Origin of the sequence: Acinetobacter baylyi DSM 14961 = CIP 107474 (assembly GCF_000368685.1) — a bacterium.
Classification (GTDB): Bacteria; Pseudomonadota; Gammaproteobacteria; order Pseudomonadales; family Moraxellaceae; genus Acinetobacter; species Acinetobacter baylyi.
Map to the genome: position 1 here is coordinate 348,169 of NZ_KB849623.1, position 17,108 is coordinate 365,276.

A 17,108-nucleotide genomic window follows, 5' to 3' on the forward strand; every position below is an offset into this window, starting at 1 on the left:
TCAAAAACTCATAAAATCAATCCGTTTGACGATAATTCAACCGCTTTGATCACTGCGCGAGCTTTTATTTGGGTTTCATTCCACTCTGATTCAGGATTTGAGTCGACAACCAACCCTGCGCCAGCCTGTACATAGACCTTATTTTCACGAATAACACAGGTTCTGATCGCAATCGACATGTCCATTTCGCCATGCCAGCCCAAATAACCCACTGCACCACCAAAAATTCCACGTTTTACCGGCTCAACTTCGTCAATAATTTCCATTGCACGAATCTTTGGGGCACCTGAAAGCGTGCCTGCTGGAAAAGTTGCCTTAAAAACATCCAAAGCATCGACATCATCCAACACTTCACCTTGTACATTGGAAACAATATGCATGACATGTGAATAACGTTCGATCACCATTTGATCAGTCACTTGCACTTTACCGATTTTCGAGACACGCCCCACATCATTACGGCCTAAATCAATCAGCATTAAATGTTCCGCAATCTCTTTTTCATCAGAAAGCAAATCTTTTTCAAGCGCCAAATCTTCTTCTTTGGTTTTTCCTCGTGGACGTGTACCTGCAAGCGGACGTACAGTCGCGATCCCATTTTCGAGTCGAGAAAGAATTTCCGGTGAAGAACCTACGATATGAAACGGCTTTTGATCTAAAAGGGTCTGCCCTTGCACCAAAAATAAATATGGTGATGGATTGAGATGTCGTAATGCACGATAAACCTGTAAAGGCTCACCATCAAAATCCGACACCATACGATGCCCAGGAACAACCTGCATCACATCACCAGCACGGATATATTCTTTAACTTTCTCAATTGACTCAAGGAATTTGTCATGCCCAGTCAGTGACTCAAAATGCGGAGCGGTATGTTTTTTAGCAACCAAGCTGATTGGCATAGCCAATAATGCCTCAATCTCATCCAGCTGTTGCTGAGCCTTGGCATAAGCCTCTGTATCATTAACATCTGCATGTACGATTAAAAACAAAGTATCTTTTAAGTTATCAAATACAATGACGGTTTTAGACAACATCATCCATAAGTCTGGCAGTCCAACGGGATCCGCCTCAGGCACATTCTTTAACCTTGGCTCAATATAACGTACTGCGTCATAACCAAAGTAACCCACCAAGCCGCCAGTAAAATTAGGCAGTGCGGGTAAATCTTGCTGGGTGGGTACTTTAAACTGCGCTTGAAAATCACGGATATATTGAAAGGGATCTGCACATGGCTGGGTATCTATCGAGCCATCTACCGATTTGATCGTGAGCCGTCCTGCATTACAGGAAAATACGATTGATTCACCCAGTCCAATAATTGAATATCTTGCCCAGTTTTCGCCACCTTCGACAGATTCAAAAAGATAAGCTTGTTGATGTTGTTTTAAACGCGCAAATACAGACAATGGCGTATCTGTATCGGCTAAGCGTTGGCGATATACAGGGATAAGGTTATAACCCGCTGATTTTAGTTGTTCAAATTGAGTTAGTGATGTCATGAGTATTCTCGATGGTTTTAAGTTAAGTACGATAAAGGTGATTTAAGACGCGATTATCGCCATCGAAAAACCATAAGGTGATACATTCCCCACTCCTCAATGATTAAATCAATTGATCCAGACGATCCACAACTTCTTGCGGATGACTATCATAAATATTTTCTCCATGATTATAGCCATAGCTGACTACAATACAATCGATACCCGCACGTCTGGCTGCTTCAACATCATTTTTTGAATCACCGATCATCAAGGTATTCTCAATAGTGGTCTTCATCACCTGCACACTATGTAGCAATGGAAGCGGGTCTGGTTTTCGTACAGGCAAAGTATCCCCACCCACGACCAAGTCAAAGTAATCGCCAATCTTAAGTGTTTCCAATAAATTTCTCGCCAATTGCTCAGGCTTGTTGGTTACACAAGCCATCTCGATTTTACGCGCCTTACACTCATCAAGAAATGCTTGCACACCTTCAAATAAGCGACTGGTCACACACAACTCTTGTGCATAAATTTCGAGATAAGTGGTTAACAGCATTTGATGCTTTGCAGGTTCTACTTCTTCAAACAAATGTTTTAAAACTGCATCGCATAACTTGCCAGTACCCTGTCCAACCCATTGGCGAATTTGAGCTTCTGTAACACGAGACCACCCCAGATGATCCAAAGTCAGATTCATCGCACGATACATATCTGATGCTGTATCGACCAATGTTCCATCTAGATCAAACAAGACCAGTTGACGACGTTCTAATTGTACTAAAGACATATTGCACCTTATAAAAAAGTAAAGGCATGCTTTTCGCATGCCTTTACAGACGTTTGTCTAGCTCAGGCAAGATTATTTAAAAAACAACCAAGCGACTACAGCAAGAATAATGAGTGTAATAATTGTAAACAGCCCAACAGAGGCATTCTTTTGCTGTTCTTTTTCCTGTTCTACAGAAGAAGGAGGCTGTTTGATTGCAACAGGCTCAGGTTCTGGGACTGCTTTAATGTCTACACCTTCAGGAATAGGTGCAGGTTTTGGTGTCACAATATTCTGCGGCATACCTTCACGATTGACGGTCACATCTGTGTCACGCTCATTGAGGCTCGGCATCCCTTTGTCAGCCATCTCTTGTGCAGGTGTTGTCAGGGTTTGCTGATCTGTTGCATTAACAGGTTCTATTTCGACTTCTGGTAAATCAACGATTAATTCTGGATTTGGTGCCAATACTGAAAATTTAAGACTTGCAAATTGAACAAAATCACCATCATGTAACTGAACTTCTTGCTCAATACGAATATCGTTTACGAACGTACCATTTGAGGAGTTAAGGTCTTGAACCCAAAGCTGATCATTTTGCAGCAAAAGTGCAGCGTGTTTACGAGAAATCTCTGCAGCTTGTAGCAACAAATCAGCATCTTGATGACGCCCGACGAGCATATCATGCTCAACAGTGATCTCTTGTCCTGTAAATTCACCTGTAACAGCTTGTAGTTTCCAAGTCATCATTTATGTCTCTTATTGTGATTCATCAACATCATAGCACGCTTCTTTTAGGCTTGATTGTGTATCCTGTTACGATGCTGGGCGCAATGTTGTCGTAGTCACCGTATTTTTTGTCCGTTCAACATCTGGCTGAGTTGGCAACTGTTGCTTTGCCGTTGGTTGTACAGGTAAGGCATAGGAAACACCTTTACGAGTCACATTTTCTCTGGCTGATGATGCAACGGGTGTCTGAACCGTGACTACAGGTGTAGTTGAAACTTGCTGATAGTTACTTTGTTTGGATTTTACAACTGCGGGTACAGAGGCCTGCTGATAAATCTGATCCACATTTTCAGGTAGTTTTGCAAAATTTCCATTACGATCCATCGACAATTGCAAACTGTAAAGCTGATTATAACGTTGCTGTGAAATCCGACGTACATCTTCAGCATCACCGATAATGGTTGGATGAATGAAAACCAACAAATTTCGTTTTTCATTACTCTTAGAATCTGCTCTAAACAAACGTCCCAAATAAGGAATATTGCTTAAACCCGGTATGCCCTGACGGGTAAGGCTGGTATTATCAGAAATTAACCCCCCCAATACTACGGTCTGTCCATGCTCAGCAAGTACTGCGGTTTTAATGGCGCGTTTGTTGGTCACCAAGTCTGTGGCCTGACCTTTACTGCTTTGAACATCAGAAACTTCTTGCTCTACTTCCAGACGAACTGTGCCATTTTCCCCAATGTGTGGAATAACTTTTAGCGTTACCCCCACATCCTTACGTTCAACCGTGGTGTAAGGGTTGATCGTTCCTGTAGATCCTGTAGATACAGAACCCGTGACAAAAGGAACGTTCTGACCCACCACAATATACGCTTCTTCATTGTCCATGGTCACAATAGATGGCGTAGACAACACATTGGACTTGGTATTTGATTTTAATGCCTGAATCAATGCACCATATGCTTTACGTGAATTACTAAAGTCACCAACAGCAAAGGTAGCGCCATTCCCACTATTTGTTCCACTGGCAATCGCAGCAGCAGCGCCTGCTGTTCCAGTCGAAGCATAACCCGCCGCAATTGATGCCAGACTCGCGCCTACATTGCTAAAACTCAGCAAACCCACACCGCTGTTTAAATCACCCAAAGCCCATTGAATACCTAATTGGTCACTGTCGTCACCTGAAACTTCAATGATTGCCGCTTCAATCAGAACTTGTTCGCGTCGAACATCTAGCTGCTGAATCGCGGCCTCAATTTCACGCATCAATTGCGGATCGGCTTTCACAACTAATGCATTTTGAGCACTATCAGCAATGATGCTCACTCCATTATTGTTAAAACTGGTGATCGAGTTTTGATTGTTATTATTAGTACTATTTAAATTAATTGAAGAGCCAGCAACAGAGCCGCTATTTGTACCTGTAGTCGAATTATTGCTAGCCGTATTTCCAATCAGACTACTAATTGAATTATTAGAACCTGTTCGAGAATTTTGATTACCCGATGCATTATTTGAAGAAGAACTCGACTGCCCTGTCACCAAGCCTTGTAGAATTTCAGCCAGACTTTTAGCACTTGCATACTTCAAACGAAAAACCTTCAAACCACCCAAACGGTCTGCAGAAGGTACATCTAGCGTCTCAATCATATGGCGGATTCGCTTACGTGTACCTGGATCACCTTTAATCAAAATACGATTGGTTCGTGTATCTGCGATAATCCGCACACGGGATCCATTTAAATCTTTAGATGCGCCTGTCGAACTCATGGACTCTAGTAAACCAATGATTTCTTCAGCCTGACTGTTTTGCAGTGCAATGGCTTCAACATCATTTTGCCCTGTACCATCCAGATTGCGAATAATAGTTTCAAGCTGCGCGATATTGGAAGCACGATCTGAAACGATGAGCGCATTGGTTCCAGCCACGGCAGCCAAGTTGGCAAATTGTGGCATGAGTGGGCGTAAAGCAGGGATCAAATCATTGGGATTGGTATTTTCAACCCAAATCACTCGCGTAACCACTTGATCTCCACGCGCGCGATTGCGCATATCGTAAGGCACGCCCGCATTTTTTACATTACTGTCGGGTACAAGTTTAATGGTATTACCAGAAGGGATTGCCACGACACCATTGACATTAAGCACCCCCAAAAATAGATCATATACCTCATCCCGATTTAACGGCTTATTGGAAATCACTGTAACGTTTCCACGAACTCGAGGGTCTATTGCAAAATTTTTACCAGTAATATCAGCCACTTCATTGATAAAAGCAGTTAAATCTGCATCCCGCAGATTAATTTTCCATGTTTGAGCATAAGCACTTGTACTGATCACAGCCATCATTGGAGCTGCTGCCACTAAAGCCCAAAGCGGACGATGATTAAATAAAGCCATAGCCTGTTATATTTCCTGAAATTATGATGATCATCTGGTATCACTTAAAACTTTGCTGGATGGTCATCACCTGATCACCACGTTTTATTTCTATTTTCACTTGTCCATCACGACGCGCTTGCTCCAAAAGCTGCACATCATTTTGTCCCTGCCCCACACGTTGTCCATTGACAGACAATATACGATCACCCGCCCTTAAACCCAACGTATTTTTGAGTGCAGAAGGTGTTCGGTCTGTGACCTCATAGCCTTCACCCGAATTACTTACACCCATATTTTGCAAATATTGATCTCGATTCTGCTGCATTTGCTGTATGGCTTGACCAATTGCAGAACTTGCCGAAGGTGGTGAAGATGGATGTTCATCATTTGTGGTTGAAGTCGTCGCAGAGGCAGGAGGCACGATGGGTTGATAAAGGCCTTTTTCCATTCCCTTAAAACGAATTTCGCGCGTTGCACCATTTGACTGTCTGAGCACCACATGATCCCAATATACTTCTGCCAACTGATACGAACTGTTATCTACGGCATCACCAATACGGTAGCGATCTGCATTCTCCTTACCTTTAATCACTGCCGATGAAAAACGCGCTGGATAAGCCAGCATCACCCCTTGCAGTTCAAAATTCTGCTGATCATTGGCATTATTAGTCACGTTTGGCTCATTAAATAAAGCAAAGCTACTAATATTTGGAATTTGTGCCTGTTGCGAACCCAATTGAACACGCTCAAATTGCATCACTTGTGGCGGAGCAAGAAGCAACCAAAATAAAGCAGCCAATTTCCAGCATAACCACAAGATTAAAACAGCTAAAGTCACAGAAGCCAAGCGATCTAGATGTTGCCATGGTTTATCTTGAACATACTGCATCAGGGACTTAAACATTAGTTTGCACCCCCTAACAGCGGTTGCCTACTACTAATGACATAAGTATCGAGTCCAGCTTTACCATCGTAAGAAGGAACATTCAACAAAAAGCGTTGGGTTAATCGGACATCCAGCATCAAATCAGGATCTAAAAGTAAGTTCACCATTTTCTGATTACGCTGATCTCGAATATCAAACTCTAAACGCGCATCCTGATTTTGTAATTTTCCCTGTAGGGAAGGCATATTCATCCGCTCTTGACGCTGCGCAAAGTTATATACCAATGCACCACCGCCCCAGTTGAGCTGACCATCGGCATCACTAAAGCCTTTTGCTTTTTGATAATTAAATTTAATATTATTCAATTGGATACTGTTACTTGGCCATTGCCAATTGACTAAGCTTTTTAGCGTTTCCGGTGAAACCTGCCCATTGAGCTGACGTATAATGAGTTTTTTCCCAAAGCCATAACCAATAATACCGTCGAGCTGAGTATCGGCGCTATGAATTTCGACCTGAGCCCCCAGTCTTAATAAAAAAATATCTAGAGGACGAATCGTCCAGTGAACCGAGCCATGTAATTGATCTTTACGCCAGTCGGCTTGTCCTTGCCAAATGTTACCGCTCACATTGGTTAAAACTTGATTATTTTTTGAAAACTTTGAAATTAACCAGTTGGCCGGAATTTGTAATAAAACAAATAGTACAAATGCAACGACTGCAAATATCCACCATTTTAATTGTTTCGACTTTTTCTTCATTCAGTCATTACCATTATGCACTGTACCGTCCTGTTATCAGAGTTTCCCCTATCAGACATTATGCATACTTTTCCATCATCGCCAATTCACTTGTATAAAAAAACCAAGCATTCAAGCTTGGTTTTATTAAGCATATTGGTCATTCATGACCAAATGATGAAATTAGATCAGGAAATCTTCTAATTTTGCACCTTTTTCAAGTTCAGCAACTAACCAGCGTGGTTGCTTACCACGACCTGTCCAGGTTTCTTCAGCATTGTGTTTATTGCGGTAACGTGGCTCAACAGATTTACGTGTTGTTTTTTTACGTTTTTGAGCACCATATTCAAGTAGCTGTTCAACGGTATAACCTACATTTTCTGCAACTTCAAGTAATTGATTATACGCATCTTCAATTGCCTGATCTTTTTTCGTCGCAATTAAAGCTTCTGCTTCTTCTTGCAAACGTTTCAACTCTTCTACTGATAGCTCACTAATATCTGGTTTCATTTAGAACCCACTCCGATTTAAAAAAACTTTTAGACGACAGACAAATAAAAAAATAATTCTTTGAATTAAATTCAAAGCAATACTATTTATATTGCTTTGAATAATCAAGTAATCACAACATCTTAAAACATCGATTTATTTAAATAAATCGATTTGATTCATTACTTTCATTATTTATACAAAACTTAAGTTTGACTTAAATAACATCACTCAGAAAAGACAATCGGATGATTAACATTATTTTCTATCTCTATAATTTTATTTTTTATATACTCAGGAATAAGTGTCTTTTTTAAATCATGTTTATCTACTACCACAATGATGGCTTCCGCTGTGGCAACAAGTTGATTTTGTTGCACGCTCCATAATTGATATACCATACGAAAACCACTCTTTCTGAGTTCTTCTATTCTCACAGCTATTTTTAGCGTATCGGGATAAAATACTGGCCGTAAATATTTGCACTGATTTGATGCAACAACGGTATATATATCTTTGGAGAAGATATCGAGGGACTGCATATAATAAATTCGAGCGCTTTCTATATAACGGTAATACATGACATTATTGACATGACCAAAAGCGTCCATATCTCCCCAAGCCACAGCTTGCTCATGTATCACAGGATAAAATGAGAACTCCATCATGTTTTTACTCATATTTTAAATTGCAGAAAATTTGCATCATTTTCAAAAATTAAGTTTAACTGCTGCACCAGATATTCATTATTTTTAATTTTTGATTTGATTCTAAGATAACTCATTAAGACATTGTCTGGATAAAGTGTTAATAATGCTTCAGCTTGTTCATGACGATCTGTCGCTTCATACACATACCATTTGGCAAAGCTCAAAATCGGCTGACTTAAATATTGCTGCTCCATTTCTTCAATTTTATTTTCAATATCCTGATAATCTGGTGCTTGTTTTAATAATTGTTGCTGAAACCACAAGTAAAATACATCGCGGTCAAACTGTTCTCTTAATAAATGTAATGCAAGCCGTTCATGTTGAATACTCATTTCTGGCAATCGAGATAAAAGTTTTAACCATAAAACTTTACTGGTATACGGCCTTGTCTGTATTTCTTGCTCAAGTACTAAATAACGCTGTTGTACTGCCTGTAAATCTTCATAAGATGCCTGGTCAAACTGAGTTAATAACTGTTGTAGCCACAAATCGCGTGTTTGTGCATCAAGATGACCATATTTTAATGAGCGCAAATATACCCAAGATTGTTGTAGAGCCAAACTCCCCCAAAGTTCTGTGATTTTCTGCCGATAGGCGTGTTCAATATCCTGTAACCATGGAGACAATTGATGTTGTTGTAAAAATTCAAGATGAGTTAAGGCTTTTTCGGTATCACCCAATGCCAGAAAAATTTCAATGCGCTCTAATTCGGCAAGTTCAAAAGCCATAGGGGCTGTCTGATGTAATGCATTTAAAGCCAGTTGGTATTCACCTTGCTTAAATAACAATTTGGCTTCTACAATCCCCTTTAATAATCCAGATTGAGAAAAAATTCGATTGATAAACTCTTGCTGATCTTGAGCAGCTTCCAATAACCAAATCACGCCCAATTGTTCATAAGGATGCAACGTTTTAAAATCAAATATCGTTTTAAGCTTACGTTGTTCACGGGTGCGATAACGTTTTACAGCCGTCCACAGCAGTTGAAGTATTAATCCACATGTAATAACAGCAAACCCAGCAATCCAAACATTGGTTTGTATTTGCCAATCATGCCAGTACACGTAGATATAACCCGCGCCATATCCATAACTTATTACACTGAGTAAGGCCAATAAAAATAGTGAGCTAACCAGATAAGTCCAGATTAAAGCTTTCATGATATGTCGTCCTCCTTATCCGAGTAGCCCAAGAGCAGCTAGTTTAGGAATAGGAAGAACTGGAACTTGTTTGATTTTTTCAAGCTTTTGCTTAAGCTGCTGGCTATCGCGATCAGGCAACTGTGATATTTGCTCAATCGCCATTTGCACGGTATTTTGATACTCAGAAACCTGCCCCAAGTTTAATGCCTGTTTTGCCAGAATTAAACGCAATTGAACTTCTTTAATCAGAATCTGACGATCCAATAATGCCGCAGGTTCTCTTTTGACCTTTTCAAACTGAATCCAGCCTTGCCAGAACGATGTATTGTCTTTTCGGTTGAGTTGAACACGGCCGCCTTGCTGTGATTGCTGTAAAATTTTATCCATTTGCGAAAGCAGATTATTAAATTGTTCTTGCTGCTGCTGCTTCATCAGGACAAATTGCTGAATTGCCTGTCGATCTTTAACCATTGCTTCATGTAAACTTTGTTTTAAAGTACCTGCCAATTCATATTGTCCAAGAGATGCATCTAAACTATTTAACTTATCGATCGCCAATATGTATTGTTGCTGCTGTAACGCAAATTGAATTAGTTGCAGTTGTTGCTTAATGAGTATCACAGGGTTAGGTTGAGACTGCATAGGCTGCTGCACATTTGTTGCGCCAGCAGGTTTAGCTTCGCCTGAACTTAACTGGCGCTGTAGCGCCACAATCTGATCGTTAAGACTGGCGTTGTTTTGCTCCAATTTTAAGATATCTTGTTGAAACTGTGGAATCTGCTGAGAGATTTGAAACATGTCATAGCTCAGCTTTATGATCCAGCCTAAAACCAATAACAAGCTAACAAATAAAATTTTTCTCATAAGATTCCTTATAATGCGTCTAAGTGCTGCACTATGCTTGAGGCTTTCAGATTCTCAAGACGTATCATATTAAAACTGAGCTGATGCTGGTTCTGATAGATCGTTAAAATTTGTTCTAAGCGCTCACCCAATACGAGGTAATGACAATCCTGAAATAATCCAGCATGTGGCTGAATTAAACTTAACCAGTTCAACCAGCTTGCCTCACTAGTTATCAGGACCCAGACAGGTTGCTTGTCTTGAACAATATCATGCGCTATCGACAATATTTTTTGCGTTGCAGACTCGGGACACTGCCGATCATATAAAATAAAATTAAGTAGGTGCACACCCTGATCTATGAGCTGCTGCATCATCAATTGACGCCCTCCCTCTCCACGCCAGAACGCCACTTGCCTAAACGATTTAAGCATCTGGAATACTGGAAGCTGCAACATGCCTTCTGAGGTTTCAACCTGTGGAATCTCGGCAGATATGCCGTAGTATTGCAGCGCTTTGGCCGTGCTTTTTCCCACAGCAACCCAGCGTATATGACTCAAGCTGCTCAGTGAAATATTGGCTTTTTGCAAATATTGCATTCCAATTTCAACTGCTGTCGGACTAACCACCACGATCAGTTGACTCTGGTCAAGCTGCTGATACAGTTGTTTCAGGTGCGCTGAAAATGGTTTCTTTTTAAGCACCAATAAAGGAAGATTTTCTACACGATAACCCTGTGCAGATACAGCCTGTGTCAGTTCATCTGCACGATCTGCGGGTCGTGTATTAATCAGCAGCATGGTAGTTTATTGATATAAATCACGCAGCAATTCGCCTGCACCCTGTGCAAGTAACTGCTTCGCCAATTGCACACCAAGCACCTCAGCCTGATCTGCATGACCTTCTACATGATCCTTAAGTAAGGTTTTACCATCTACACTTCCTACACGGCCTTCCAAAGTCAGACACTCCTGTGTCAGTGTAGCAAAACCAGCAATCGGAACCTGACATCCACCTTCCAAATACGCATTAAACGCACGTTCAGCCCTAACGCAAGCAGAGGTTGGCTGATGTGCAAGCGGTGCAATTAGATCAAGAATCTTTTTATCATTTGCTCGACATTCAAGCCCTAAAGCCCCTTGGCCTACAGCAGGTAAACTAATTTCAGCATTTATGCTATGACGAATACGTGATATTAGTCCTAGACGCTTTAATCCTGCACTTGCCAGAACAATGGCATCATATTGTCCATCATCAAGCTTTGCCAAACGGGTCCCCACATTGCCACGTAAGTCTATAATTTCAAGATCTGGACGTTGTTTAAGAATTTGACATTTACGGCGTAAGCTTGACGTCCCCACACGCGCCCCCAAAGGCAATTGATCAAAACTCATCACATGATTAGACACAAAAGCATCCAATGGATCTTCACGCTCACAAATGACCGCAAGGCTTAAACCCTCTGGCAAATGCATTGGGACATCTTTCATGGAATGTACTGCCAAATCTGCGCGTCCATCCAATAGCGCTGCTTCAAGCTCTTTAACGAACAAACCTTTACCACCAATTTTAGCTAAAGGTGTATCCAGTATTTTATCACCCTGTGTAACAAACTTGACTAATTCAACCTTAAGCTCAGGATAAAGTGCCTGTAACCGATCACGAATATGTTCTGCCTGCCATAACGCAAGCGGGCTTTGTCGTGTAGCAATCTTTAAGGTTTGCATAAGGATTGAGATCAATAAAAAACAGACTCTAAACTTAACCCGATTGCTTAAAAATGCAAGTAAAATATGTTCTTTCACACCCTTAGTACGATGAATGTGCGACTTAATTTACATTTTTTGCATACGGTCTCGCAAATAAGGAAGGTGACGTCGACTTACCGCCAAACGTTCATTCACCTCACGGCAACGCACTTGATACTGACCAGAGCTAATCACTTCAAGACCATCGAGATAATCGACTGACACCAGTGCATTACGATGAATCCGAATAAACCGATTTTGAAATTCAAGTTCAAGCTCTTTTAAGGTTTCATCAATAAGTACACTGCCATTCTTATGACGCACTGTGACGTATTTCTGATCGGCTAAAAAATAATAAATATTTTCGACCGGAATGAGTTCTACCCCCCGATAAGTACGTGCTGTGATCTGATGTCGTTGTGTCTTCAAGGTGTCTATATCTTCTTTTTGTTTTATATGATTAATTTGTACCTGATTCAGGCGCGGAAGCTGTTCAAGCACACGCTGTAATTCAGGCTGAGCAATGGGTTTGAGTAAATATCCCTGCGCCTTAGACTTAAATGCATCGAGAGCATGATCATCATAAGCCGTACAAAAAATAATGGCTGGCATCGGATCCATCAGGCTGAGCTGTTCGGCACACAACAAACCATTCATATCCGGCATCTGAATATCCAGCAGCACTACATCAGGCTGATAAACATCAACCAGTTCAAGTGCCTGCTGACCATTTTGTGCTGTCGCAACTACGTCATGACCCAATTGAATCACTAACCGTGATAATCGTCCAATTGCAAGAGGTTCATCATCACAAATCAGAATCCTCATTTCTTCCTCCTTTGTCGCCCTCCCATAAGTTCCGTTTTTTTGAGGTGGTACGACTTATTATTTTGTTTGGTATGGATAATTTACTACGATGGTATACAACTCTCTTGCGCAATAGATTTGAAACTTCACTGAACTTCCATAGTACGCAATTAAGCGCTTTTTCACATTCTCTACCGCAATACCATGCCCTTCTCTCAGTTTTATTTTATCTGGACTGTACGGATTAGTAATGACTATACTGACCTGATTCTGCAATATTTCAACCAGTATACTAATATTACTGGGCTGACTGCTGGTCTCTACACCATGGAAAATACTGTTCTCAATTAAAGGCTGCAAGGTAAGTAATGGAATTCTTGCAACCTTAAGCATTTGATCTGAATGATTTATTTTCCATTCAACATTTAAGCGCTCACCTAATCGGATCGACTCAATCGCTAAATAATGCTGACAAAGCTCGATTTCTTCTGCCAGACTCACCAATTTAAGCTCCTGAAAACTTGCTCGAAATAAACGTGACAAGTTAATTAACATGGTTTCTGCTTTATCTGGATCGATACTAATCAGGCTGACAACACTATTTAAACTATTAAATAAAAAATGGGGATGGATTCTGGCTTGCATAGCCTGGATCCGAGCTTCTAATTCGCTATGCTGTTGCCTCACCCACTGATCTCTGACATACAAATAACGTAAACAAAAACCGCCCAGCAATACGCCATAGCTGAGATGCATTGTTAAACCAGAACACCATACTGAAAGGTTCATATCTTTAAATGAGAAATGGCCTCCCCAATATAACGCTGCATTTGCACACCATGTGGTTACGATCACAATACCCTGTAATAAAATGAACCCTACGATCAATGCTGGGATCTGTGAAAGACGATTTAACCTGCCCTGCAACCGATTAATCAAAACTGAAAAAGCAAAAATAACCCAGTTAATAAATAAGATGTATTGTAATAATCGAAATAAATCAAAAGCTCGCCACGACCCCGCTTCCGCCAAGGACAACACCAGCGCCAGTACATTACTTGCTACAATGAGTTCTAATAAATATTGCCAACCACCAATTTTCGTAAAAAAATAGGAAGATTTTGTCGTAGTGATATATCCTCGACCAAGTTTCTTGTCACGCGATGCGTCGGCAAGTGCAGCAGAATTTGTTATACTCTTTTTTATTTTACCGAGCCGACATGACCACATCTTCTCATTCCTCTGAACAGCCAACCTCAACCCAGACCTCTGGTATGTGGGGCGGTCGCTTTACTGAAGCGACCGATGCCTTTGTTGCTGAATTTACCGCATCTGTGCAATTCGACCAACGTTTTTATAAACAAGATATTGCTGGTTCAATCGCACATGCCACAATGTTGGCTAAAGTAGGCGTACTCACCGAAGCAGAGCGTGATGACATCATTCAGGGCCTGAGCGCAATCAAATCAGAAATCGAAGCAGGTCAATTTGAATGGCGTATTGATTTAGAAGATGTTCATATGAATATTGAGTCTCGCTTGACTCAACGCATTGGTATTACAGGTAAAAAATTACATACGGGCCGTAGCCGTAACGATCAGGTTGCGACCGATATCCGCCTGTATCTCAGAGATGAAATCGATGACATTTTGACGATTTTATTACGTCTACAAAAGGGTTTGCTTGGATTAGCAGCGCAAAATACCCAAACGATCATGCCAGGGTTTACTCACCTGCAAACAGCACAGCCTGTCACGTTTGGTCATCATCTAATGGCTTGGTTTGAAATGTTTGTGCGTGATACCGAACGTCTACAAGACTGCCGTAAGCGCGTCAATCGTATGCCACTGGGTTCGGCAGCACTTGCTGGAACCACTTACCCGATTGACCGTGCTTTTACTGCGGAATTACTCGGTTTTGAAGCAGTATCAGAAAACTCGCTAGATGCTGTATCTGATCGTGATTTTGCCATTGAGTTTAATGCAGCTGCATCGTTGATCATGATGCATTTATCAAGAATGTCTGAAGAACTTATTCTATGGACATCAGCACAGTTCAAGTTTGTAAATATTCCTGACCGATTCTGCACAGGCTCATCGATTATGCCTCAGAAGAAAAACCCAGATGTGCCTGAGTTAATTCGTGGTAAATCTGGACGTGTTTTTGGTGATCTCATCAGCTTATTGACACTCATGAAAGGTCAGCCTTTGGCTTACAACAAAGACAATCAGGAAGACAAAGAGCCTTTATTTGATGCTATTGATACAGTTCGTGGCTCACTGATGGCATTTGCAGATATGGTCCCAGCATTAGGTCCAAATATTGAAATTATGCGCGAAGCTGCATTGCGTGGTTTCTCAACTGCAACCGACCTTGCAGATTATTTGGTTAAAAAAGGCGTCGCTTTCCGTGATGCACATGAAATTGTGGGGAAAGCCGTTGCGTTAGGCGTGCAGGAAGAAAAAGATCTTTCTGAACTTTCGCTTGAGCAGCTTCAACAATTCTCAGATCTCATTACTGCGGATGTCTTTGATAAAGCACTGACTTTAGAAGCTTCTGTCAATGCACGTGATCACATTGGTGGAACGTCACCAAAGCAGGTAGAAGCCGCGATTGCACGTGCCTATGATCGTCTCGAAAAACTTTATGCTTAAGGAAACATCATGACACGTCTTGTATTTTGTCGAAAATATCAACAGGAAATGGAAGGCTTGGATTTTGCGCCATTCCCTGGAGCAAAAGGTCAGGAGTTTTTTGACAATGTTTCAAAACAAGCCTGGCAAGAATGGTTACAGCACCAAACAACCCTGATTAATGAAAAACGCCTAAATGTGTTTGAACCAGAAGCGAAAAAATTTCTGGAAGAACAGCGCGAAAAGTTTTTCAATAACGATGCCAGTGTTGAAAAAGCAGAAGGCTGGAAACCAGAAGCATGATGTGTATTGATCATTGCTCGATCAAACTCAAAAGTATGCTTTGATTTAAATATTGAATCATTTTATCTTGAGGTTATTCAAATGGCCTCAAGACTTCTAAATCAATTTATAGATACAGATAAGACGCAATATCTGTTAATTTGAATTTGCTGTTGCGCTTCATTTTGATTATTTAGAATAGATGGATATCAAATAAAAATACTTTATTACTCCATATATGCAAACCTAGTGACAGAGTAGCTACGTTATTCTTATAACATTACAGATGAACATATAACATTACATAGCCTAACAAGACTCCTCAAGACATCCTCGCACTGATTTTTTATGATGAATCCATAGCAAGATGTTACCCCACATCTTGGATAACAACACAATTTGATGTTGTTTTTCATCCCAGATTTTCCCCCAAAAAATCTGGGATTTTTTTGTGCGTTTTTTCTTACATGATTTATCGCCTTTTACTGCTTTTATTTATTGATTAGAGTCATTAATCTGAACATATAGGAAGCAGGAAGCCTCCCAAAAGCAAAATAAATCTTAAATGTGCCTTGCTGTGAAGAAGCAACCCCGAAATGGATGTTCGGAGATACCCTCAAAAGTGTAATAAAAAAGACCTTGATGCAAATTCAAGGTCTTTTTTTAATCAATGTTTTAAAATCAATATTATTTGCGCTGTTGAACTTTTTCTTCAATTTCTTCAATTTTGGTGTGACGAACATCCAGACCTTTTGCCATATAAATCACTTGCTCGGCAATATTACGTGCATGATCGCCAATTCGCTCAAGTGAACGCAAAACCCACATCACGTTGATGACCCGGGAAATATGTCTTGGATCTTCAATCATATAGGTCATGAGAGTACGTGTCGCCGATTGATATTCACGGTCAATATCAGCATCTGCGAGTAAAACCTGTAAAGCCTGCTCTGCATCCAGACGCGCAAAGGCATCCAGGGCATCATGGATCATGACACGAACCTGATTACCAATATGACGTGTTTCCATATAACCACGAGGCGAGCCCCCTTCTTCACACAAGTTTTGTGCAATACGGGCGATCTTGGCAGCTTCATCACCAATGCGCTCTAAATCTGTATTGGCTTTGCTCATTGCAATGACCATACGTAAATCAATTGCAGCTGGGTGACGGCGTGCCAAAATCAATGTCAGGCCTTCATCAATATCACGCTCGTACTGATTAACCACATTATCTTGAAACTGCACGTCAACTGCCATTCCAGCATCCGTATCCAGCAAGGCATGAATGGCATTTGCAACCTGTTGTTCGACCAGACCACCCATGGTCATAAATTTAGTATTCACCAACTGGAGATCCTCATTAAATTGTGAGGAAATATGATGGGTCAATACAGGATTAGTTGGACTCAAGACAGCCTCCGAACCGGCTTAATGCGCTGAACATATATAATTGTGAAT

The 17,108-nt window shown here is 40.9% G+C and carries 17 protein-coding genes; 2 read left to right on the forward strand and 15 right to left on the reverse strand.

Features of this window, described 5'->3' with window-relative positions:
• Window positions 1-8: 8 nt before the first annotated feature.
• The 14 genes from trpE to F952_RS01680 form a co-directional block, all read right to left on the reverse strand.
• Window positions 9-1,502 carry an anthranilate synthase component I gene (trpE, locus tag F952_RS01615; RefSeq protein WP_004920622.1) on the reverse strand — a complete coding sequence of 498 codons (1,494 nt, stop codon included), beginning with the start codon at window positions 1,500-1,502 and terminating at the stop codon, window positions 9-11.
• A 103-nt stretch (window positions 1,503-1,605) separates the two neighbouring features.
• Window positions 1,606-2,271 (reverse strand): phosphoglycolate phosphatase, encoded by a 666-nt coding sequence (locus F952_RS01620; RefSeq protein ID WP_004920627.1) that lies wholly within the window; start codon window positions 2,269-2,271, stop codon window positions 1,606-1,608.
• Between the two features lie 72 nt (window positions 2,272-2,343).
• Window positions 2,344-2,997 (reverse strand): FHA domain-containing protein, encoded by a 654-nt coding sequence (locus tag F952_RS01625; RefSeq protein WP_004920630.1) that lies wholly within the window; start codon window positions 2,995-2,997, stop codon window positions 2,344-2,346.
• 69 nt (window positions 2,998-3,066) lie between these two features.
• Window positions 3,067-5,385: a type II secretion system secretin GspD gene (gspD, locus tag F952_RS01630; protein WP_004920631.1), complete on the reverse strand. Its 2,319-nt coding sequence runs from the start codon at window positions 5,383-5,385 to the stop codon at window positions 3,067-3,069.
• A gap of 40 nt (window positions 5,386-5,425) precedes the next feature.
• The gene (locus tag F952_RS01635) at window positions 5,426-6,271 is read right to left on the reverse strand and encodes a type II secretion system protein N (protein WP_004920634.1); all 846 of its coding nucleotides are present in this window, start codon (window positions 6,269-6,271) and stop codon (window positions 5,426-5,428) included.
• Window positions 6,271-7,014, reverse strand: coding sequence for a type II secretion system protein N (gene gspN / locus F952_RS01640; protein WP_004920637.1), 744 nt, complete (start codon window positions 7,012-7,014; stop codon window positions 6,271-6,273). Before gspN ends, F952_RS01635 begins: the two co-directional genes overlap by 1 nt.
• A 162-nt stretch (window positions 7,015-7,176) precedes the next feature.
• Window positions 7,177-7,503 (reverse strand): H-NS histone family protein, encoded by a 327-nt coding sequence (locus tag F952_RS01645; RefSeq protein WP_004920639.1) that lies wholly within the window; start codon window positions 7,501-7,503, stop codon window positions 7,177-7,179.
• Window positions 7,504-7,709: 206 nt separating this feature from the next.
• Window positions 7,710-8,150: an acyl-CoA thioesterase gene (locus tag F952_RS01650; protein WP_004920640.1), complete on the reverse strand. Its 441-nt coding sequence runs from the start codon at window positions 8,148-8,150 to the stop codon at window positions 7,710-7,712.
• 8 nt (window positions 8,151-8,158) lie between these two features.
• Window positions 8,159-9,352 (reverse strand): hypothetical protein, encoded by a 1,194-nt coding sequence (locus tag F952_RS01655; protein ID WP_004920644.1) that lies wholly within the window; start codon window positions 9,350-9,352, stop codon window positions 8,159-8,161.
• Window positions 9,353-9,367: 15 nt separating this feature from the next.
• Window positions 9,368-10,132: a hypothetical protein gene (locus F952_RS01660; protein ID WP_227499415.1), complete on the reverse strand. Its 765-nt coding sequence runs from the start codon at window positions 10,130-10,132 to the stop codon at window positions 9,368-9,370.
• 74 nt (window positions 10,133-10,206) lie between these two features.
• Entirely contained in the window at window positions 10,207-10,977 is a 771-nt protein-coding gene (locus F952_RS01665) for a uroporphyrinogen-III synthase (RefSeq protein WP_004920650.1), read from the reverse strand.
• A gap of 6 nt (window positions 10,978-10,983) precedes the next feature.
• A complete protein-coding gene (gene hemC / locus F952_RS01670) occupies window positions 10,984-11,904 on the reverse strand; it encodes a hydroxymethylbilane synthase (protein WP_004920652.1) in 921 nt (306 codons plus the stop codon).
• Between the two features lie 108 nt (window positions 11,905-12,012).
• Window positions 12,013-12,753: a LytR/AlgR family response regulator transcription factor gene (locus F952_RS01675; RefSeq protein ID WP_004920654.1), complete on the reverse strand. Its 741-nt coding sequence runs from the start codon at window positions 12,751-12,753 to the stop codon at window positions 12,013-12,015.
• A 57-nt stretch (window positions 12,754-12,810) separates the two neighbouring features.
• Window positions 12,811-13,962, reverse strand: coding sequence for a sensor histidine kinase (locus F952_RS01680; RefSeq protein WP_004920658.1), 1,152 nt, complete (start codon window positions 13,960-13,962; stop codon window positions 12,811-12,813).
• Between F952_RS01680 and argH the strand changes: the two genes are divergently transcribed.
• Window positions 13,953-15,386: an argininosuccinate lyase gene (argH, locus tag F952_RS01685; RefSeq protein ID WP_011182010.1), complete on the forward strand. Its 1,434-nt coding sequence runs from the start codon at window positions 13,953-13,955 to the stop codon at window positions 15,384-15,386. The genes F952_RS01680 and argH overlap by 10 nt on opposite strands.
• A 9-nt stretch (window positions 15,387-15,395) precedes the next feature.
• On the forward strand, window positions 15,396-15,668 hold the full coding sequence (locus tag F952_RS01690) for an oxidative damage protection protein (RefSeq protein WP_004920664.1): 273 nt from the start codon (window positions 15,396-15,398) through the stop codon (window positions 15,666-15,668).
• A gap of 666 nt (window positions 15,669-16,334) precedes the next feature.
• Here F952_RS01690 and phoU read toward each other — a convergent pair.
• Complete coding sequence (gene phoU, locus F952_RS01695; RefSeq protein ID WP_004920667.1) at window positions 16,335-17,060, reverse strand: phosphate signaling complex protein PhoU; 726 nt, start codon at window positions 17,058-17,060, stop codon at window positions 16,335-16,337.
• Window positions 17,061-17,108: the final 48 nt, after the last annotated feature.